21 protein-coding genes and 1 pseudogene are annotated in these 19,837 nt (G+C 74.1%); 13 read left to right on the plus strand and 9 right to left on the minus strand.

What is annotated here, in order from left to right; all coding sequences use genetic code 11:
• Positions 1-379: 379 nt before the first annotated feature.
• Complete coding sequence (locus ABZ495_RS28190; protein ID WP_329485761.1) at positions 380-952, plus strand: dihydrofolate reductase family protein; 573 nt, start codon at positions 380-382, stop codon at positions 950-952.
• A 95-nt stretch (positions 953-1,047) separates the two neighbouring features.
• Here the strand turns inward: ABZ495_RS28190 and ABZ495_RS28195 are convergent, their stop codons facing one another.
• Positions 1,048-1,431 carry a helix-turn-helix domain-containing protein gene (locus ABZ495_RS28195; protein WP_359838718.1) on the minus strand — a complete coding sequence of 128 codons (384 nt, stop codon included), beginning with the start codon at positions 1,429-1,431 and terminating at the stop codon, positions 1,048-1,050.
• A gap of 135 nt (positions 1,432-1,566) precedes the next feature.
• Between ABZ495_RS28195 and ABZ495_RS28200 the strand changes: the two genes are divergently transcribed.
• The 8 genes from ABZ495_RS28200 (at position 1,567) to ABZ495_RS28235 (ending at position 7,567) form a co-directional block, all read left to right on the plus strand.
• Entirely contained in the window at positions 1,567-2,103 is a 537-nt protein-coding gene (locus ABZ495_RS28200) for an STAS domain-containing protein (RefSeq protein WP_359809050.1), read from the plus strand.
• Positions 2,100-2,273, plus strand: coding sequence for a hypothetical protein (locus ABZ495_RS28205; protein ID WP_359809052.1), 174 nt, complete (start codon positions 2,100-2,102; stop codon positions 2,271-2,273). The genes ABZ495_RS28200 and ABZ495_RS28205 overlap by 4 nt, the downstream gene beginning before the upstream one ends.
• Positions 2,270-2,497 carry a DUF6296 family protein gene (locus ABZ495_RS28210; protein WP_359809054.1) on the plus strand — a complete coding sequence of 76 codons (228 nt, stop codon included), beginning with the start codon at positions 2,270-2,272 and terminating at the stop codon, positions 2,495-2,497. Before ABZ495_RS28205 ends, ABZ495_RS28210 begins: the two co-directional genes overlap by 4 nt.
• Positions 2,498-2,650: 153 nt before the next feature.
• Complete coding sequence (locus tag ABZ495_RS28215; RefSeq protein ID WP_359809055.1) at positions 2,651-3,061, plus strand: VOC family protein; 411 nt, start codon at positions 2,651-2,653, stop codon at positions 3,059-3,061.
• Positions 3,062-3,182: 121 nt separating this feature from the next.
• Positions 3,183-3,635: a VOC family protein gene (locus ABZ495_RS28220; protein WP_359809057.1), complete on the plus strand. Its 453-nt coding sequence runs from the start codon at positions 3,183-3,185 to the stop codon at positions 3,633-3,635.
• Between the two features lie 232 nt (positions 3,636-3,867).
• Positions 3,868-4,068: a hypothetical protein gene (locus tag ABZ495_RS28225; protein ID WP_359809059.1), complete on the plus strand. Its 201-nt coding sequence runs from the start codon at positions 3,868-3,870 to the stop codon at positions 4,066-4,068.
• Between the two features lie 53 nt (positions 4,069-4,121).
• The gene (locus tag ABZ495_RS28230; RefSeq protein ID WP_359809061.1) at positions 4,122-6,089 is read left to right on the plus strand and encodes a glycoside hydrolase family 15 protein; all 1,968 of its coding nucleotides are present in this window, start codon (positions 4,122-4,124) and stop codon (positions 6,087-6,089) included.
• A gap of 44 nt (positions 6,090-6,133) precedes the next feature.
• Entirely contained in the window at positions 6,134-7,567 is a 1,434-nt protein-coding gene (locus ABZ495_RS28235) for an MFS transporter (protein WP_359838755.1), read from the plus strand.
• An 18-nt stretch (positions 7,568-7,585) separates the two neighbouring features.
• On the opposite strand, the pseudogene ABZ495_RS28240 reads toward ABZ495_RS28235, so the two are convergent.
• Positions 7,586-8,174, minus strand: a pseudogene (locus ABZ495_RS28240) (aminoglycoside phosphotransferase family protein); the annotation flags it as partial.
• 312 nt (positions 8,175-8,486) lie between these two features.
• On the opposite strand from ABZ495_RS28240, the gene ABZ495_RS28245 reads away from it, so the two are divergent.
• Positions 8,487-8,603 (plus strand): dienelactone hydrolase family protein, encoded by a 117-nt coding sequence (locus tag ABZ495_RS28245; RefSeq protein WP_359809062.1) that lies wholly within the window; start codon positions 8,487-8,489, stop codon positions 8,601-8,603.
• Between the two features lie 199 nt (positions 8,604-8,802).
• Positions 8,803-9,471, plus strand: a complete 669-nt coding sequence (locus tag ABZ495_RS28250; protein WP_359838720.1) for a hypothetical protein — start codon at positions 8,803-8,805, stop codon at positions 9,469-9,471.
• 109 nt (positions 9,472-9,580) lie between these two features.
• Here the strand turns inward: ABZ495_RS28250 and ABZ495_RS28255 are convergent, their stop codons facing one another.
• Positions 9,581-10,213 carry an NAD(P)H-dependent oxidoreductase gene (locus ABZ495_RS28255; RefSeq protein ID WP_329485772.1) on the minus strand — a complete coding sequence of 211 codons (633 nt, stop codon included), beginning with the start codon at positions 10,211-10,213 and terminating at the stop codon, positions 9,581-9,583.
• 300 nt (positions 10,214-10,513) lie between these two features.
• Positions 10,514-11,170 carry a GPP34 family phosphoprotein gene (locus ABZ495_RS28260; RefSeq protein ID WP_359838722.1) on the minus strand — a complete coding sequence of 219 codons (657 nt, stop codon included), beginning with the start codon at positions 11,168-11,170 and terminating at the stop codon, positions 10,514-10,516.
• Between the two features lie 405 nt (positions 11,171-11,575).
• On the opposite strand from ABZ495_RS28260, the gene ABZ495_RS28265 reads away from it, so the two are divergent.
• Entirely contained in the window at positions 11,576-12,808 is a 1,233-nt protein-coding gene (locus ABZ495_RS28265) for a serine hydrolase domain-containing protein (protein WP_359838724.1), read from the plus strand.
• Between the two features lie 105 nt (positions 12,809-12,913).
• Here ABZ495_RS28265 and ABZ495_RS28270 read toward each other — a convergent pair whose 3' ends face one another.
• From ABZ495_RS28270 to ABZ495_RS28285, 4 genes are all read right to left on the minus strand, one after another.
• Positions 12,914-13,954 carry an NAD(P)-dependent alcohol dehydrogenase gene (locus tag ABZ495_RS28270; protein WP_359838726.1) on the minus strand — a complete coding sequence of 347 codons (1,041 nt, stop codon included), beginning with the start codon at positions 13,952-13,954 and terminating at the stop codon, positions 12,914-12,916.
• Positions 13,955-14,047: 93 nt separating this feature from the next.
• Positions 14,048-14,815, minus strand: a complete 768-nt coding sequence (locus tag ABZ495_RS28275) for an SDR family NAD(P)-dependent oxidoreductase (RefSeq protein ID WP_329485776.1) — start codon at positions 14,813-14,815, stop codon at positions 14,048-14,050.
• Between the two features lie 47 nt (positions 14,816-14,862).
• Positions 14,863-15,516 carry a TetR family transcriptional regulator gene (locus ABZ495_RS28280; RefSeq protein WP_329485777.1) on the minus strand — a complete coding sequence of 218 codons (654 nt, stop codon included), beginning with the start codon at positions 15,514-15,516 and terminating at the stop codon, positions 14,863-14,865.
• Positions 15,517-15,580: 64 nt separating this feature from the next.
• The gene (locus ABZ495_RS28285; protein WP_359838728.1) at positions 15,581-16,903 is read right to left on the minus strand and encodes a DUF3533 domain-containing protein; all 1,323 of its coding nucleotides are present in this window, start codon (positions 16,901-16,903) and stop codon (positions 15,581-15,583) included.
• A gap of 246 nt (positions 16,904-17,149) precedes the next feature.
• Between ABZ495_RS28285 and ABZ495_RS28290 the strand changes: the two genes are divergently transcribed.
• Positions 17,150-18,157 carry an NADP-dependent oxidoreductase gene (locus ABZ495_RS28290; protein ID WP_359838730.1) on the plus strand — a complete coding sequence of 336 codons (1,008 nt, stop codon included), beginning with the start codon at positions 17,150-17,152 and terminating at the stop codon, positions 18,155-18,157.
• Positions 18,158-18,248: 91 nt separating this feature from the next.
• Here the strand turns inward: ABZ495_RS28290 and ABZ495_RS28295 are convergent, their stop codons facing one another.
• On the minus strand, positions 18,249-19,748 hold the full coding sequence (locus ABZ495_RS28295; protein ID WP_359838757.1) for a glutamate synthase subunit beta: 1,500 nt from the start codon (positions 19,746-19,748) through the stop codon (positions 18,249-18,251).
• Positions 19,749-19,837 lie beyond the last annotated feature (89 nt).

The raw sequence follows: 19,837 nt of genomic DNA on the forward strand, positions 1-19,837 counted from the left end.
CCCGCTGCTCGCCGCCGCCCTGACGGACCGGATCCTGGAGGCCGCCCGGATCCACCGCGAGGACCCGGCCGCCGACGGGGCGTCGGCGTGCGCCCGGCGAGACCGTCGAAGCAAGCTGCTCCACCCCGAAGCTGTTCACCTCGACGAACGTCTCGAACCATCCCATGCAGCTGCTGTTGCAGCAGCTCGACTGGCACCCGGCCGGCCTGGTCCACGGCCTCGACGAGGCGGACCCCGAACTGTTCTACCTCTGCCCGCCCGAGCGACTCCGGCCACGCCAGATCGGACTCGGCCCACACCGGCGGGTCGGACCGCGCACCGGTGAGCTTCCCGCGTCACGCTGGTCTCCACGCCGGACACCCACGACGGAAGGCTGGCCATGCGGAAGCTGATCTACGGCATGAACCTGACCCTGGACGGCTACGTCACCGCCGCCGGGGACGACATCGGCTGGAGCGGACCGCCGAGCGACGAGCTGTTCCAGTGGTGGCTCGACCAGGAGCGGGCGAGTGGCCTGACCCTGTACGGGCGCAAGCTGTGGGAGACGATGAGCTCCTACTGGCCGACCGGCGACGAGCAGCCCGATGCCACCCCGGGGGAGATCGCGTTCGCGCGGAACTGGCGGGACACACCGAAGGTGGTGTTCTCCTCGACGATGACGGCCGAGGAGGTCGACTGGAACACCCGCCTGGTCACCGGCGACGCGATCGCCGAGATCACCCGGCTCAAGGCCGAGGACGGCGGCCCGATGACCATCGGCGGCGCGACGCTCGCCGGGGCGGCCATGCGCGCCGGGCTGATCGACGAGTACGCGATCGCCACCTACCCGGTCCTGGTGGGCGGCGGGACACCGTTCTTCACCGCGCTGGACAGCTGGGTGGACCTGAACCTGGTGGAGACGCGGACGTTCCCCGGCGGCGTGGTCATGACCAGGTACGAGACGAGGCGTTGAGCAGCGGGAGGTACCGGGGCTCGCGGGCCGAGGCGCGCGGCCCCCGTTCGGGCCGGGCGGCGACCACCCGATCCCGTGGACGAAGCGTGGCGCGGTCAGGGGTGGGGCCGGCCGGCCGACGTGCCGTTCACCCGGCGGGCACCGCCGTCGCCGGTGGGGGCGTCGTGGTCGCGGTCCTTGCGGGTGGGGGCGAGCAGGTCGAGCAGTGCGCTGATGCTGAGCCCGGCCTCGGCGGGGTGTCTGAGCAGGGTGCCGGAGGCGATGCTGTAGTGGGTGCGTCGCCCGGCGCGGTCGCGGGTGAGGTAGCCGCCCTGGTCGAGGTCGGTCACGATCGCCTGGACGGCGCGCTCGGTCAGCTGGACCTCCACGGCGATGTCCCGCAACCGGATGCCGGGGTCGCGGGCGATCGCGGCCAGCACGCGGGCGTGGTTGGTCACGAACGTCCAGCTTGTTCTCGCCGTGGGTTCCTCGTGTGCCATGCCCCCTACCGTAAGACGAAAGATTCAGATTTCGCTACACCTGAATCGAATTTCTGGTATCTCTTGACGTGAATGTGGCTGCGGGCCACGCTGGAAGGGTCTCAGCCCGCCCCTTACCTCCCCAAGGACCCGGCCATGACCGAAGATCCGTCCGCTACCGGCGCCGCAGGGCGCTCCGCCGTGCAGCCGCCGTCCGTACCGCGGCGCCTGCCCGGCGGCCCGGACCTCGCGGTCACCGCCGGAGCACACCGCACCCTGGTCCAGGTGGCCGGGGAGATCGACATGGACAGCGCGGACGGCATGCGCGAGACCCTGGAACAACTGCTCCACCAGAGCGGCACCGGCCTCGACCTCGACACCTCCGCCGTCACGTTCTGCGACAGCTACGGCCTCAACATGCTCCTGCGCCTGCGGCTGACCGCCCTGCGCGCCAAACGCCGCCTCACGATCACCGACCCGGGCCCCCGCCTGGAGCGGCTCCTGGCCCTCACCGAGACCACCGCCCTGTTCACCCTCGACGGCCACCCCGACGGGGCCACGCCGCCCGGCGGCACCCGCCCCGCCGACGCCAAAACCGGCCTCCACACCAAACCCGTCCACACCACCGGCCTCCTCAACGACACCCCGGCCGAGACCCCCAGCCCCATCCTCGAGGGGAAGCACCTGCCATGACCACCCCGGCCCCGGCCACCGGCCGCGCCCGCGGCGTGGTCCGCCGGCTCACCGCGCCCGCCCCCGCACGGATCCGCGCCGGAGCCGCACGCCGGCTCCCGGCCGTCGCCGAACGGCCCGGCCTCGCCGGCCAGCACAACAGCTTCGACCAGCGAGGCAGTGCGCCGTGAGGGACGCCACCCGCTACGCCATCGCCGTCCGCGGCCCGAACGGCACGACACGCACCGTCATCGTGCACCGCACCGACCGCCTCGGACCGGCCCACGAACCCGTCTACGAGGACACCACCGGCGGATTCCGCTTCCAGATCAACGGCTCGACCGCCGAAGTCCTCGCCCTGCCCACCGGCTACGGCACCGCCCGCCCCTGCCTGGAAGCCGTTCCGATGCCCTGACCCGCCCTACCAGCGGGGCCCCCTCCGGGCCGTCGCGGATGCCCGGCCCGCTCAGGCCGTCAAGATTTCTCCGTCCATCGGTCACGTTCCTTCGGCGAGGTCCGTCGATGAAGTGAGGCGGACCGCCTGACCGACCGATGGAAGGACCACACGGTGCTGACGAACATCATGTACGTAACGCTCTATGTCACCGACCAGGACCGCGCGCTGAGGTTCTACACGGAGCAGCTCGGCCTGGAGAAGCGCGTCGACTACCCCGGTCCTGACGGGCGCTTCCTCACCGTAGGTGTCTCCGGCGGCCCGTTGGAGATCATCCTCTGGCCGCACGCCACGGCCTCGGGGCAGCCGGCCGCGCTGCGGCCGGGCACGACGCCCGGTCCGGTCTTCCTCGAATCGGACGACCTGCGGGCGGACTTCAAGGTGCTCCGCGAGCGCGGTGTGACCTTCGACCAGCCCGAACCGGAGGACTACGGGTACGGGATCCGGATCGAGGCCGTGGATCCCGACGGGAACCGGATCTCGCTGCGCCAGCGGGCGACCTGGCAGAGCGAGGGCGATGCCTGATCCTTCGTAAGGCCCGGTGGGGCCGGCGCGGTCCGGCGCCGGCCCCACCGGGCCCGAGCCGATGCCGGCGGTCATGGTCAAGGCATGGACCGCGGACCCCGACCTGAGGAGGTGTTCCAGCATGCCGATGCAGATCGACTCAAACATCGACTCGAAGATCGACTCAGTGATCGCACGACAGCGCGTCGACGACCTGGAAGCGGCCCTCCCCTGCTACGAACGGCTGACCGGCCGGACCGCGAGCCGCTTCACCTTCGCAGGTGTGCGGCTGGCGAGCGTCGGGCCCTTCCTGCTGTTCTGCGGTCCGGACGACGCGGTACGGACGTTCGCCGGAGTGAGCGCCACCCTGGCCGTCCCGGATCTGGCGGCAGCCGTCGAGGAGGGACGCGCGGCCGGTGCCACCGTGGTGATGCCGCCGCAACCCACCCCCAACGGTCACCGCGCGGTACCGCGGCACCCGCACGGTTGGCGTGTACGAATACGCCGGCCCCTGAGCCGAGGTCGGTCCCTGAGCCGAGGTGAGGGTGAGACCGGGTCCGGCAGCCATCTCCAGGTCCTTCGTACGCGAGGCTGAGGTCGCCGACCGGCCGCGGGCGGGATCACGGCTGCTTGCCCCATAGCCACCCCGGCGCCCCGGCACCCCACCCGTATGGCGCAGCCCTGTCCATCCGGGTCGATCGTTCGAGTGCGGTGGATTTCCCGGAATCCACCCGCCCGGCCGAGCCGCTCTGCCATGCTCGGCCCGACATCATCGGACTCCGGGTGACCGGCGTCTCACGCAGGGTCTACCCAGGTCGGAGTGGGCAGTGCAGTACACGATCAGTGCGACGGCGTTCCTCGCGGTCATCATCTTCGTCCGGCTCCGGCGCCCCACCCATTCCCGCAGCCGCGTCGACGAGGGCTTCACCGTCTTCACCGCCGTCGTGTTCGGTGTCCTGATCGCCACCACGGCCTGGGGGCAGGCGATCCTCCAGCTCGTCGGCATCGCCGTCCAGGCCACCCACTGACGGGGGACGGGAGCGGACCCCGACGTCCGAGGGGCCGCCCGGTCCGGGATGCGGTGACGGGGAGGCGGCGGTCAGCATGGAGGAACGGCCCTGACCAAGGCAGGCCGCCGGGCCGGCAGTGTCCGGCGGCTCGACGTCCCGAGAAAGCCGTCTCCCGGCAGGAGTGGCCCATGAACGACTACCCCCCGATCGCGAACCACGGCTTGGTGGGAGACCTGCAGACCGCGGCGCTGATCGCCTCCGACGGGACCGTGGACTGGTGGTGCACGCCCCGGTTCGACTCGCCCAGCCTGTTCGCGTCGCTGCTCGACAGCGACCGCGGCGGCCACTGCCGCCTCGCCGCCGACCTCGGAGAAGACGCCACGGTGCGCCAGCTCTACCTGCCGGACACGCCGATCCTCATCACCCGGTTCCTGGCCGAGCAGGGCGTCGGCGAGGTCATCGACTTCATGGAACCCATCACCTCCGACGAGCCGGCCGCACGGCACCGGCTGATCCGGGTCGCCCGAGTGGTCCGCGGCAGCCTGCCCTTCGAGCTGATCTGCCGGCCCCGCTTCGACTACGGCCGCGCCTCGCACACCCTCGACCGCCTCGACGACGGAAGCGCCGTCTTCCACGGTCCCCACGACGACCTGCACGTCCAGGCGACCGAGCAGATCACGCTCCACGCCGACGGCCATGACGTCTCCGCGCGTTTCACCCTGCACGCGGGCGAGAGCGCCGCGGTCGTCCTCACCAGCGAGACCGGCGCGCCGGGCGCCCGTGGCGGGCACCCCGGCGGGCCACCACCGACCGTCGAGGAGGTGACCGCGGCGTTCGACGCCTGCCGGGACTTCTGGCTCGGCTGGCTGCGCTCCTGCCGTTACAAGGGCCGCTGGCACGAGATGGTCGTCCGCTCCGCGATCACCCTCAAGCTGCTCACCTACGCGCCGACGGGTGCCCCGATCGCGGCGCCCACCATGGGCCTGCCCGAGCAGATCGGCGGCGAGCGCAACTGGGACTACCGCTACACCTGGGTCCGGGACGCGTCACTGTCGGTGCGCGCGCTGATCGACCTCGGCTTCACCGCCGAGGCCGACGCCTTCCGGCGGTGGATGCGCGAGCGGCTGGAGGCCGGCGGCACCGCCTCCGGCGAGCCGCTGCAGATCATGTACCGCGTCGACGGGGAGCCCCACCTGACCGAGGAGGCCCTCGACCACCTGGAGGGCTACCGGCGCTCCGCCCCCGTGCGGGCCGGCAACGCCGCGGCCGACCAGATCCAGCTCGACATCTACGGCGAGGCGGCCTACGCCCTGGCCCAGAGCGAGGACATCGGCGGCATCCGCGGCTGGCAGGTGTTCGCCGATCTCATCGACTGGCTGTGCGGCCACTGGGACCGCCCGGACGAGGGCATCTGGGAGACCCGAGGCGGACAGAAGAACTTCACCTACAGCCGGCTGATGACCTGGGTCGCCTTCGACCGGGCGATCCGACTGGCCACCACGCACTCCCGTCCCGCCGACCTCGCCCGCTGGCGCGAAGCCCGCGACACGGTCTTCCGGCAGATCACCGAGCGCGGCTGGAGCGAGAAACGCCGGGCCTTCGTCCAGCACTACGACAGCGAGGTGCTCGACGCCTCCCTGCTCCTCATGCCCCGCGTCGGACTTTTGTCGCCCACCGACCCGGACTGGCTCAGCACGCTGGACGCGATGACCGACGAACTCGTCAGCGACAGCCTGGTCTACCGCTACGACCCGGCGGCCTCGCCCGACGGCCTCCAGGGGTCGGAGGGCACCTTCAGCCTGTGCAGCTTCCTGTACGTCGAGGCCCTCGCCCGCTCCGGCCGCGTCCACCAGGCCCGCTACGCCTTCGACAAGATGCTCACCTACGCCAACCACGTCGGCCTGTTCGCCGAGGAGATCGGCCCGTCCGGCGAGCAACTCGGCAACTTCCCGCAGGCGTTCACCCATCTCGCGCTGGTGGCAGCGGCCATCGCCCTCGACAAGGAGCTCGACCGCGCCGAACAGCAGCCGGGCGCCTGATCCTCCCGCCGTGAGAAGAGGCCGACCGCCGTGAGAAGAGGCCGATCGTGACCGAGGATCCCGCAGCCGGCGAACAGCGCCGTCCGGCCCGGCCGGGCGCCGGGTCCCGCATGCTGGCGCCGCTCGCGCTGGCGCAGTTCATCTGCAGCTTCGCCGGCTCCAACATGAACGTGATGATCAACGACATCAGCCGCGACCTGGACACCACCGTCCAGGGCGTGCAGGTCGCGATCACCGTGTTCCTGCTCGTCATGGCCGCCCTGATGATTCCGGGCGGCAAGGCGACCGACCGGTTCGGCCGCAAGCGCTGCTTCCTCGCCGGCCTCGCCGTCTACGGGGTCGGCGCGATCCTCAGCGCGGTGTCCCCGGGGCTGGGCGTGCTGATCCTCGGCAACTCCGTCCTCGAAGGCGTCGGCACGGCCCTGCTCATCCCCCCGGTCTACATCCTGACCACCCTGCTGTACCCCGATCTGACCTCCCGTGCCCGCGCGTTCGGGGTCATCATGGCCGCCGGCGGCGTCGGGGCGGCAGCGGGCCCGCTGATCGGCGGCCTGATCACCTCCGCGATCAGCTGGCGCGCGGCGTTCGTCTTCCAGGCCGTGGTGATCGCGCTGATCATCCTGCTGAGCCGCACCCTCGTCGACCCGCTGCCCCCCGACCCCGACCGCCACTTCGATGTGCGGGGCGCCGTGCTGTCCGCCGGCGGGCTGGTACTGATCGTCATGGGCATCCTGGCCGCCGACAACAACCTGTGGCTCGCCGGCGGCCTGATCGCCGCCGGAGCCCTCGTCCTGGCCTGGTTCCTGCACTGGATCCGCAGCGAGGAACGCGCCGGCGTGGAACCGCTGCTGTCGACCGCCCTCTTCCGCGACCGCACCTCGAACCTCGGCCTCGTCACGCAGAACGCCCAGTGGCTGCTGCTCATGGGAACCTCGTTCACCGTCGCCACCTACCTCCAGGTGGTCCGCGGCTACGACGCCATCGAGACCGGCGTCATCTTCACCGCCGCCACCGTGGGGGTGCTCGCCACCTCGCTCGCCGCCGAACGCCTCGCCGAGCGCTTCGCGCAGCGGACCCTCATCATCACCGGGTTCGCCCTCGCCGTCTGCGGCATCGCCGTCCTGCTCGCCCTGGTCGCCGGCAGCCCCAGCGCCTGGGCGTTCGCCCCCGGCCTGCTGCTGATCGGCCTGGGCCTCGGCGTCATGCTCACCCCCTCCGTGAACGTGGTCCAGTCCGCCTTCCCGGAGGACCAACAGGGCGAGATCTCCGGCCTGTCCCGGAGCGTCTCCAACCTCGGCTCCTCCTTCGGCACCGCCATCGCCGGCACCATCCTGATCGCGAACCTCACCAAGAACGCCTACGCCGCCGCGATGGCCACCCTCGCCGTCGCCGCCCTCATCGGCCTCGCCACCGCCACCCGCCTCCCCCGCACCGGCCCCACCGCCCCACCCCCGGCCGCCGCCCGGCCCCGGCCGTGACGCGGCGGGGCTGCGGCCCTACGGGAGCAGGGCCAGCGCCTCCTGGAGGTTGTGTTCGGCGATGCCCTGCATGAACTCCCGGTCGGGGAAGTCGCCGTCGAGCAGTCGCAGGGGCCGGCCACCAGGGAGAGGCGCATGGCCAGCAGGTAGAGGTCCGGGCGCCGCGGGTCGAGGCCGGGTCGGGCGAGGGCCGCGTGGCGCTCGTGGAAGCGCAGGCGGAGGAAGACGTGCTCCCACTCGGCGTCGAAGTGCATCAGGCCCTCGATGTCGATGAGGACGGCACGGCCTTCGGCGCTCACCAGGACGTGGTCCGGACCCAGTTCCCCGTGGATCGGTCCGTACTCGGCGCGCGGCGCCACCAGGGCCGCCAGCTCCCGCAGACGGTCGTCCAGCCGGCCGTGCACCGCACGATCCTCGGGTCGCGGCCCGCCGCCTCCCCGAGGTTCCGCAGGGCCCGGGCGAACACCAGCTGCTCGCAGGAGCCTCCGAGGGCGGCGCCACCCAGCTCCAGCACGTCCACCCGGCCGTAGCGGGGCGCGCGGTGTCGCTGCATCAGGTCGAGCGGGCGGGCCAGGTCGTCCAGGACGCCCTCGGCACGACCGGGATCGGTCTCGAATGCGACGCGCCACGCCACGCGGTGAGCCGGGGAGGAGCAGCGGCTCCCCCGGCGGGGGGAGCCGGTACCTTCCTGCGGCGGAGGTGTGACGGGGGGGGGTGGGCTGGGAGGTTGGAGGCAGTCGGGAACGGCCCGACTCCGCTCTCCCCATTGGGGATTGACCATGCGAACGCTCAGCAGTGCCATCGCGCTCACCACCGCGGCCGCGGCCCTCGCGGCCGGGTCGGCCGGGACCGCCGCGGCCGCGTCGGCCAGCCCCGTACCGGCGACTCCCGCACCGGCCCAGCAGCTCGTGCTGCACCGGTGGTCGTCTACCCCGAGGCGCAGCACGCCTTCTTCTTCCCGGGCCACCCGCCGTACGACAAGGAGTCCGCCGAGGACTCGTGGCGCAGGGCGGGGGCGTTCTTGAAGGGTGTGTGACCGCCTGCCGGCCTCCGCGCGCGGACGCCGGCAGGCGGGGGCGTGTGCGGCCGCCGGACCGGAACCGGCCGGTGCCGTAGACGTCTCCTGCGCCATGACCTCGCCGCGCGGCGCCTCCGGCAGGAGCGCGAGCCCGCTCCTCGCGTTGTCGGTGGCGTGTGCCAGGCTGGGCCCGACCCACCTGAGGAGGAGCAGCATCATGCACAGGCCGAGCCGGCCCGAGGATCTGGACCACGGTGACCGGGTGTGGGCGAGGGCCGTCGCCTTCGCCCTCCTGGAGGCCGCCCACGGCAACCCCGAGGGCTACTGGCTGGACGAGCACGGGGTGTGGTGCGACGCGACGGGCGGCTCCTACTGGTGGCGCGTCACGCGGTGCGAGGGCGGCGGCGTCGTCTTCTGCGGGCAGGACTCCGACGGCAGCCGGACCCACGTCGACGGCCGGCAGATCGACTTCCTCGCCGGCGGTCCGTCGTGGCTGCCCTGGGAGGCACTGCGCGAGGACGCCGAGGGGAACCTGTTCGGCTTCGTCTACTGGTGGCAGGCCGGGGCCTGGCACCGCATCCCGTACCCGGAGTCGCTCGACGACGACGGACTGTCCGGCGCCGCCGGGTGGTTGGGCTCGGAGGCGGAGTTCGCCGACGAGGCGGCCGAGCTCGCCGCCGTCCGGCCCGCGGACGCGGCGGCGTTCACCGATGCGCTCGCCCGGTTCGTCCGGCACGCCGAGGCGCGCACCGTGGACGCCGCGGTGGTGGCGGACCTGCTGGCGGCGGCCGGTCCGGAGCACGAGGACCGCCGTCCGCTCCTGCTGAAGCCGGCGCTGGACGTCGCCGAGCGGGCCGGGATCACCCGGCCCGCCGGGCGCGGCTGATCGCCCCGGCCGGGGCCACGGCCGACGTGAGACGTGAGCGGGGCCGCCGCCGGGAACCACCCGGCCGCGACCCCGCGACCCACCGACAGGACTACCGCGTGACGGACCCTCAGGCGGCCAGCGTCTTGAGCGTCTCGAACGCGGTGTCCCGGGACTTCTCCGCCAGCGGCTTGAGCGCGGCCATCTGCGGCACGATCGCGGCCAGCGTCAGCTCGGCGTGGACGAAGGTCAGGTCGTCCGCCAGGCCGATCGCGCCCAGGACGGCGCGCAGGTACGGCTCCTGGTAGTCCCAGCCCTCACGGGGGGTGCCGGGGGCGTAGGAGCCGCCCCGGGCGGTGACCACCACGACGGACTTGCCGCTGAGCAGGCCCGGGTCGCCGCCGGGAGCCACCATGTGGGCCGGGGTGACGAGACGGTCCACCCACGCCTTGAGCGTCGACGGGATGGTGTAGTTGTACATCGGGGCGCCGATGATCAGCGTGGTCGCCTCGCGCACCTCGGCGGTGACCGCCTCGCTGAGCGCCCGCTCCTCCGGGGTCTCGCCGTGCTCGCCGCTCGGGTCGAGCAGGGCCTCGCGGACGGCGTGCGTGATGTGCGGGACGGGCTCGGCACCCAGGTCGCGGTAGACGTAACCGCCGTCGGGGTGGTTCTCGCGCCACTGGGTGGCGAAGTAGGCGGACAACTCGCGGGACACGGAGCCATCGTGACGAATGCTCGCGTCGATGTGCAGCAGGGAAGGCATGAAGGCGACCTCGGGTTGTATCAGGGGCGAATCAAAGCATCGCCACCGGTCGGCCCCGTCAGCGGTGTGACGCGGTCTCCGGTGCCGTCGAACCACGGGTGGTCATGGCCGGACACCCGGCCAGGCCCCCGGACGCGTCTCCGCCGCCCGTTCGGCGCCGGTACGCGATGTCGACGGTAGACATTGACGCCGACGTCAAAGCAAGCGCTTCACCGCTCCTGCCCACTCGCTGCGTCGACGAACCGGCTCCGCGGCGCCCTGCTCCGCCGCTCCCCCACCTGTGCGGCCGGCGCCCCGTGCTCAGCCGCCGCCCATCCCGCCCTGCGCGGCCACCATGGTCGTCCCCAGCCCGTCGACCGCCTTGGCCAGCCCGGGCGCCCGCTCCCCCAGCCGCGCGGTGAGGGCCGCGATGCGCCCGGCGTGCGTCCGCTGCTCCTGGCGCGACAGCACCAGCCGCACCTGCCCGTGCGCGGCCAGCGCCGCCAGCACCGCGTCCGCGAACGCCACCTCGCCCACCGGCTCCTCGCCACGGACCAGTTCGGCCACCCGGAGCTGCCGGTCCAGCGCCTCCCGGGGGTCGGGCATCGCCACCGGCCGCCGCGGCACGACGGGGCCGTAGGGGTCACGGTCCCGGACCGTCAGCACGCCGAGGACGGCCAGCCGCTGCTCGACGGCGTCCAGCGTCTCCTCGCGGCCGCGTTTGATCCACGACTTCCAGCCGCGCCGCCGTGCGGCCACCTCGGCCAGGACGGCGTCCAGCACCGGGTCCCCGGCGGGGCCGGGGCCGGGCGCCACCAGCACCCGGCCCCGGCCGTCCTCGACGAGGTCACCGCGCTGGGCCAGCTCGGCCAGCGCGGCGGCGCGCAGCAGGAACCCGGCCCGGGTGCGGTCCTGGAGGGCCTGGGCCCGGGTGTCGTAGGCCATCAGGTAGGTGGCCAGGTGCAGCGGTCGGCTCATACCGCCGACGATACGGCGCACCGCCCCGGCCGCCATCCGCCCGCAGGAGGGCATCGGCCTCCCACCTGCGGCGTACCCCGCGGCACGCACCCGGACCGGGGAGCTGCCCGGCCCCGGCCGCGCTGGCCGGCCCGGGGACCCGACCGTCACCAGCGCCGGCCCCTGCGCCGACTTCTGGCTGCTGGGGCTCGTCGAACCCCGTCGAGTCGAAACCGTCGAGCCGAACCGCGTCGACGGGACGGACGGCCCCGGTCGATAGGCGGGCTCCTCCTCCTTCCGGCGGAGCCCGCACGACACCCCCGGGGGAGGCCGTCGCGACCTCGGGCGGACGCCCGCCCCGGCGGGCCGGGGCCAGGCTGGCATCAGCCGGAAGGGAATCCGGCGCTTCTCGGGAGGGACACCGTCATGACCGTCAGCACGTCACCGTCAAGGCTCCGCCGCTCGGCCGTCGGGGCCGCGATCGCCGCCCTGGCCACGGCCGGCCTCCTGGGCACCGCGGCGCCGGCGGCCCTCGCGGCGACGCCCGGTGGCGTCGTGGCAACCGCCCCGGCGCGGCCCGCGACCGACGCCGCCGCGCTGGACCGGGCGATCCGGGCCGTGGTGTCGGAGGGCGGCTCCAGCGCCGTGCAGGCCGAGGTGCGCGAGGACGGCCGCCGGGTGTGGCGGGGCGCGGCGGGCGTCGCCGACCTGCGCAGCGGGGCGCCGGTGCCCGAGGACGCCCGGTTCCGGATCGGCAGCGTCACCAAGACCTTCGCCGCCACCGTGGTGCTCCAGCTGGTCGCGGAGGGGAGGATCGCTCTGGACGCCCCGGTCGAGCGGTACCTGCCCGGGGTCGTACCGAACGGCGGCGCGATCACCGTGCGCCGGCTGCTGAACCACACCAGCGGTCTCTACAACTTCACGGACGACGCCCGGTTCAACACCGAGGGCGAGGCGGCCGACCGCTGGCTGCGGGTCGGGCGCTGGACCACCTACCGGCCGCAGGACGTCGTCGACCTTGCCAACGCCCACCCGCCGTACTCGGAGCCCGGCCCGTGGCACTACTCCAACACCAACTACGTGCTGCTCGGGATGATCGTCCAGCGGACGACCGGGCACTCCTGGGCGGACGAGGTCGAGCGCCGCATCATCCGCCCGCTGGGCCTGTACGGGACGTCGATGCCCGGCTCCTCGCCCTTCGTCCCCGGGCCGCACGCCCACGGATACCTCCCGCGGGCCGACGGCCCGGTCGACATCACCCTGCAGAACCCCTCCGCCTTCGGGCCGGCGGGCGCCGGGATCTCGACCACCGCCGACCTCACCCGCTTCAATGCCGCGCTGCTCGGCGGCAGGTTGCTGGGCCCGGCCGAGCTGGCCGAGATGAAGCAGCAGGTCACCACGGACACCGGGGGCGGCTACGGGCTCGGGCTGGTGCGGTACCCGACCGCCTGCGGCGACTACTGGGGGCTCAGCGGCGGGATCGCGGGCTACGGCACGATCGTGATGGGCGACGCCGCCGGGCGCCGGCAGCTGGCGATCTCGCTGAATCCCTACGAGCTGAGCGAGGCGACCGGCCGCACCTTCCAGGCGTTGATCGACACGGCCACCTGCGGCGGCGCCGCCGCGCCCACGGCCTCCGCCGCCCCGCCCGGCCGCTGACCCCGGCGCTGACCCCGGCGCTGACCCCGGACCGCCGCGGTGCCGGTCCGGGGGCCGCGCCGGGACGGTCCGGACGGGCCGGGGCGGTCCGGGCCGCTCCCGCGCTCAGCCGTTCGGCAGGATCACCGCGCGGCCGTTGATCAGCCCGGCGTGCAGGCGCTCGTACGCCAGCGGGGCGTCGTCGATGCCGTAGGTCTCGACGTGCACCTCGACCGCGCCGGCCCGGGCGAGGTCGAGCACCTCGATCAGCTCGGAGCGGGTGCCCCAGTACGGGGAGGCCACCGACACCTCGTACGGGAGGGTGCCGAAGCCGACCGGCAGGGAGCCGCCGCCGAGGCCGACGATCGTCACGTCGCCCTCCACCGCCGCCATCGCGCCGGCCGAGGCCACCGTCGGCGGGGCGCCGACGAAGTCCAGCACCACCTGGGCGCCGACGCCGCCGGTGAGGGCGCGGACCGCCGCCGGTGCCGAGGCGTCCGAGAGCACCGCCTCGTGCGCGCCCACCGCCCGGGCCAGGGCCAGCTTCTCCTCCGTCACGTCCAGGGCGACCACCCGGGCCGCCGTCATCGCGCGCAGCAGCTGGATCGCGACATGGCCGAGGCCGCCGGTGCCGATCACCACGGCGGTGCTGCCCGGCACCAGCTTGCCCAGCGAGCGCTTGATCGCGTGATAGGGCGTCAGACCGGCGTCGGTCAGCGGGACGGCCCGCACCGGGTCGAGACCGCCGAGCGGCACCAGGTGCCGCGGGTCGTCGACGATCATGTACTCCGCCATCGCGCCCGGGGCGCCCAGGCCCGGCGGGCGGATGCCGAGCTCGGCGGCGCGCAGGCAGTAGTTCTCCTTGCCCTCCGCGCATTTGGCGCAGCTGCCGCAGCCCCAGGGCCCGTACACGGCGACCGCGTCGCCCTCGGTGAAGCCGGTCACTCCGGCGCCGAGCGCCGCGACGGTGCCGACGCCCTCGTGGCCGAGGGTCAGCGGCAGCGGGAAGGACAGCTGCTCGGCGGGCAGGCTCATCACGGCGATGTCGGAGTGGCACACGCCCGCTGCGGTGACCTTCAGCAGGACCTGCCCGGGGCCGGGCTCCGGATCGGGGACGGTGACCACCTCGGGGGCGGCGCCGGCCGTGCGGTACTGGACTGCCTTCATCGTCGTGACTCTCCTTCGGTGCGGGCGCGTTCGGGACGGGCGTCCGGTGCGCGCGGCGTGCGGTGTTCCCCCTCCCCCCCGGAATCGGCCGGGTCAGCGGGCCGCGTAGGCGCCGTCGACCAGGTGGTAGCTGCCGTGGACGAAGGAGGCCCGGTCGGACAGCAGGAAGGCGGTCAGCTCGGCGACCTCCTCCGCGCGGCCGAGCCGGCCGGCCGGGTGCAGCGCGACCAGCGCGTCGCGGGCGGCGGCATCGGCGTCGCGCAGCAGCGGCGTGTCGATGAAGCCCGGGCCGACGGCGTTGATCCGCACGCCCTGGGCGGCGTACTCCAGGGCGGCCGTCTTGGTGAGGCCGACCACGCCGTGCTTCGCGGCGGCGTAGGCGGGCGAGCCGGCGAAGCCGTTGGTCCCGAGGATCGAGGCCATGTTGACGACGGCGCCGCCGCCGGCCGCGAGGATGGCGGGGATCTCGTAGCGCAGCGAGTAGAAGACGCCGTCCAGGTTGGTGGCCAGCACCCGCCGCCAGTCCTCGGGCTCGTAGGCGCCGGTGGGGGCGGCCGCCCCGGCGATGCCGGCGTTGTTGACGGCCAGGTGGAGGGCGCCGAGCCCGTCGACGGTGGCCCGGACGGCGGCGCGCACCGACTCCGGGTCGGTGACGTCCACGTCGACGGCCAGGGCGCGGGCTCCGGCGGCCGACAGCTCGGCGGCGGCCTCGCGGGCGCCCGCCGGGTCGAAGTCGGCGATCGCGACGGCGGCGCCGCCGGCCGCCAGTCGCCGGGCCACCGCGAGGCCGATGCCGGAGGCGCCTCCGGTGACCAGCGCGGTCCGGCCGGTGAACTCCTGGGTGTAGTCGATGCCGGTCATGGCGGTCGTTCCTTTCGTACCGGTGCGCGTCGGGTGGGCGCGCTCGTTCACACCGCCGTGCCGTCGGGTGGCGGTTCGGCGGTGAGCAGCTCGAAGGCCTGCTCCAGCAGGTCGGGCAGGTCGGGGGCCGCGCCGGTCGCGGGGTGCCGGACCCAGGCGCGGGAGGCGGCCTGGAGGGCCGCGACCCCGAGGCCGATGGCGACGGCCGGGCGCAGGTCGTGCTCGGCGTCCAGGCCGAGCCGGGCGGCGGCGATCCGGATGGACGCCTCCTCCTCGTCGACGCAGATCCGCCGGTAGGCGGCGGTCAGTGCGGGTTCCGCGGCGATCAGGCCGAACAGCTCGCGGACGCCGGGGCGCCGGTGCCAGGCCGGGTCGAGGTCGTCCCGCAGCCAGACCCGCAGGGCCGCGCGGTACGCGGTCAGCGGGGTCTCGGCGGCGGGGCGCTCGGCCAGGGCCGCGTTGATCCGGGCGAAGTCGGCCCGCAGGCAGTCCAGTACGGCGTCCTCCCGGGAGGGGAAGTACCGGCTGAAGGTGCGCCGAGAGACGTCGGCCAGGTCGGTGACGTCCTCCACGGAGACGGCGGCCAGGCCCCGCTCCAGGACCAGCCGCAGGGCCGCGGCGGCCAGCGACTCCCGGGTTCGGCGTGCCTTGCGTTCGCGCCGGCCCTCGGGGGCCGCTCCCGCTGCCTCTTCGATGCTCACGTCGTCCACCGTACACCCGGAAATGTCCCACTGGGACATGAGTCCCGGCGGGACATCCGGCAGGTCAGCTCGGTTCGGGATGGAACCGGTGCAGGCCCTTGCGGTCGTAGTAGGTGGTCATCGCGAAGCCGAAGACCAGGGCCGCGACCGTGCCGATCGCGATCATCACCCAGGCCCGCGCCAGCCCGGCGTCGGCCTGCGCGTCGAAGTAGAGGATGGCCCGGACGCCGTCGCTGAGCTGGCGCATCGGCTCGAACACCGCCAGCCCCCGGTAGAAGGTCGGCAGCGCCTGGAGCGGGATGGTCGCCCCGGAGGACGGCAGTGAGAGGGCGATGAAGACGAACATGCTGATCAGCTGCCCGATCCCGCCGAACGCGGCGATCAGGGCCTGCGCGCCGAGCCCGACCGCCGCGCTGGCGCAGACCGAGAAGACCCAGAGCAGCGGCAGGTGCGAGGCGTCCATCCCGAGCACCACCACGGTCGCCAGCATCACCAGACTGGAGGTCAGCACCGAGAGGCAGACGGACATCACGCAGGTGACGGTCAGCGTCTGGGTGCGGCTGATCGGCACCAGCGGGTGCTGCATCCGCAGCGGCCCCAGCTCGCTGGCCGCGTAGCCGAGCGCCACGTCCACACCGTTGCTGATCACGTTGGCGCCCAGGAAGCCGGCCAGCACGAGGAGCAGCGTGTAGTAGAACGCCGTCAGGCCCAGCCCGCTGTGCGGGCCGATGGGGTGGCCGACCTTGACCTCGACGGCCGCCGGGTCGGCCAGCTGGAGCAGCGTCGCGTTGATCGCCGCACCGCCGCCGGCCGCCGGCTGGGCCTGCGCCTGCGCCTGCGCCGTGAGGGTCTTGCCGAGCTGCGTCGAGGCCTGTTGCGCGGCCGCCTGGGTGATCGAGGAGGCCAGCGAGGACGCGAGACTGCCCACCCCGGGGTTGGTCAGCACCGTCAGCGTGGGCCGCGGCGGCATCGGCTGCGCGGGCGCGCCCAGCGCGGCCACGGCGGCGGTGAAGCCGGCCGGGACCTCCAGCGCGCCCGCGAGCTTGCCCGAGGCCAGCTGGTCGTCGGCGGCGGCCTGGTCGAGCAGCCGCCAGGAGACCTGCCCCTGCGGGTCCGGCGCGGCCGCGATGCCGGCCGTGATCTGCGCGCCGAGGTTCTGCGGCTGGCCCGCCACGACGGCCCCCTGGTCGGCGTTGACCAGGCCGATCGGCAACCGGTGCAGGTCCGCCCGGGGGTTGATGATGCCGCCCAGGTAGAGCAGCGACAGCAGGAAGGCCACCGTGCCGACGATGACGGTCGGGACCATCCAGACCTTGGGGTTGCGGAGCACCTGCGAGGCCCGTACCCGTACCACCGCCACCCCGCCCTCGGGCCGCTTCGAAGTCATGGCTCTCCCGTGCGCGTCGTCCGGTCGTCCCGCCCCCGCCAGAAGGTAGCGGCCGACCTCCGTCCGACCGGCGCGCCTCGCCCGAACAGCCCGCAGGCCGACCCGGTCGGCAGCGTCCGGACCGGGTCGGAGGCGGGACCGCCGGTCCCGCCCTGGCGCACTGACTAAGCGCTTGCTTAGACTCTCCCTCGTCGCGGGAGGTCCGCCGTACCGCGCTCCAGCTCAGTCCAGCCACCGGGAGCCGCCATGTTGTCCGCAGAGAACCGTCAGATCCGCCTCGCCCGCCGGCCGGTGGGCGAGATCGGCCCCGAGGACTGGGAACGCGTCACCGAGCCGGCCGCGGCGCCGGGCGACGGCCAGTTCGCCGGCCGCACCCGCTACCTCTCGCTGGACCCGGCGATGCGCGGCTGGCTGGACGACCGCCCCTCCTACCTGCCGCCGGTCGGGATCGGCGAGGTGATGCGGGCCGGGTCGGTCGTCGAGGTCACCGAGTCCAACCACCCCGGCTTCGCCATCGGCGACCTGGTCGCGGGCCTCTTCGGCGTCCAGGAGCACGTGGTCTCCGACGGGAAGGGCGCCGTGCGGATCGACCCCGCGCTCGCCTCGCCGTCGACCTTCCTCGGCGCCCTCGGCAGCCCGGGCATGACGGCGTACTTCGGCCTGCTGGACGTCGGCGCGCTGAAGGAGGGCGAGACGGTGGTGGTCTCCGGCGCCGCGGGCGCCGTGGGCAGCATGGTCGGCCAGATCGCCAAGGCGAAGGGCTGCCGGGTCGTCGGCATCGCCGGCGGCGCCGAGAAGTGCGCCGTGCTGACGGACGAGCTCGGCTTCGACGCGGCGGTCGACTACCGCGCCGGGAACGTCCGGAAGGCGCTGCGCACCCTGGTGCCGGACGGCATCGACGTGTACTTCGACAACGTCGGCGGGGAGATCCTGGACGCCGCCCTGGCCTGCCTGGCGATGCGCGCCCGGGTGGTCGTCTGCGGCGCGATCAGCCAGTACAACGCCACCGACGTCCAGGGGCCGTCGAACTACCTGTCGCTGCTGGTGCGCCGGGCCCGGATGGAGGGCTTCGTGGTGTTCGACTACGCGCCGCGCTACAAGGAGGCCGCGCGGGAACTCGGCGGCTGGATCGCCGAGGGGCGGATCAAGGTGCTGGAGCACGTGGTCCGGGGCACGGTGGACGACTTCCCGCAGACCCTGCAGATGCTCTTCCGGGGCGAGAACACCGGCAAGCTGGTGCTCGAACTCGTCTGACCGACCCGGGCGGCGGCGCCGCGGTGAGGGCCCGCGCGGCGGCGCGACGGGCGGCGGGCGGCGGCGCGACGGACCGCGACGCGGCGGGCGCTCAGACGGTGAGCGGGCCGTCGGACGGCGAGACCGGTGCGGGCAGTTCGGTGCGCCCGCGCAGGTGGCGGTCGACGGCGGCGGCCACCGCCCGGCCCTCGGCGATCGCCCAGACGATCAGCGACTGGCCGCGCCCGGCGTCGCCCGCGACGAACACCCCGTCCGCCCCGCCGGCGAACTCCTCGTCGCGGACGAGGGTGCCCCGCGGGCCGACGGCGAGGCCGAGTTGGCCGACCAGCCCGCCGTCCCGGCCGGGCCCGGAGAAGCCGGCACCAGGGAAGCCCGGGCCGGCGAAGCCGAGGGCCAGCAGGGCGAGGTCCGCCGGGAGGGTGCGTTCGGTCCCGGGCCGGGGGCTGCGGTCTCCCCGCCGCGCCTCGGCGAAGCGGACGGCCGCCAGCCGGCCGTCCGGGCCCGCCTCGAACCCCACCGTGGCCGCCGCGAACACCCGGGGCTCGGCGGCCGGGCCGCCGGCCTCCTCGTGCGAGGTGGTCACCCGGTAGACCTTGGGGTGCACGGGCCAGGGCTGGCCGGAGGCGCGGCGCCCGGGCGGGCGGGGGTTGATGTCGAACTGGGTGACCGTCGCGGCCCGCTGGCGCAGCGCGGTGCCCAGGCAGTCGGCGGCGGTGTCGCCGCCGCCGACGATCACTACGTGGCGTCCCTCGGCGGAGACCGGCGAGACGGGGTAGTCGCCCTCGTCGACCCGGTTGGCGAGGGTCAGGTAGCTGATGGCCTGGTGCACGCCGGCCAGCTCGCTGCCGGGTACCGGGAGGTCGCGGCAGCGGGTCGCGCCGACCGCCACCACCAAGGCGTCGCTGCGGGCGCGCAGTTCGTCGGCGGGCAGGTCGTGGCCGACAGCGACGCCGGTGCGGAAGACCGTGCCCTCGGCCCGCATCTGGTCGATCCGCCGGTCCAGCCGGTGCTTCTCCAGCCGGAACGCCGGGATGCCGTAGCGCAGCAGGCCGCCGATCCGGTCGGCGCGTTCGTAGACGGTCGTGGTGTGGCCGGCCCGGGTCAGCTGTTGGGCGGCGGCCAGCCCGGCGGGGCCCGAGCCGACCACGGCCACCCGCAGGCCGGTCAGCCGCTCGGGCGGCTGCGGCAGGTCGTAGCCGCTCTCCAGGGCCCGGTCGGCGATCGCCAGCTCGATGTTCTTGATCGTCACGGCCTCCGCGTCGATCGCCAGTACGCAGGCGCTCTCGCACGGGGCGGGGCAGAGCCGGCCGGTGAACTCGGGGAAGTTGTTGGTGGCCAGCAGACGCGCGGCGGCCGCGCGCCAGTCGTCGTGGGCGACCAGGGTGTTCCAGTCCGGGACGAGGTTGCCGAGCGGGCAGGCGTGGTGGCAGAAGGGCAGACCGCAGTCCATGCAGCGGGCGGCCTGGTCACCGGCGACCGGCAGCGTCGCGCCCTCCCGGTAGACCTCGCGCCAGTCCCCCAGCCGCTCCTGCGGGTCCCGGCGCTCACGGGGGTGCCGGGGCGTGGTGAAGAAGGCCATGCGGTCGGCCAGGGGATCAGCCATCGCGGTCTCCGGCGGGGCGTGCCATCGTGGGGCGGTGGCGCCGCCGTCCCGCGCCCCGACGGGCGCGCGACCGCACT

This window comes from Kitasatospora sp. NPDC005748, from assembly GCF_040630735.1.
In the GTDB taxonomy this organism is placed as follows: domain Bacteria; phylum Actinomycetota; class Actinomycetes; order Streptomycetales; family Streptomycetaceae; genus Kitasatospora.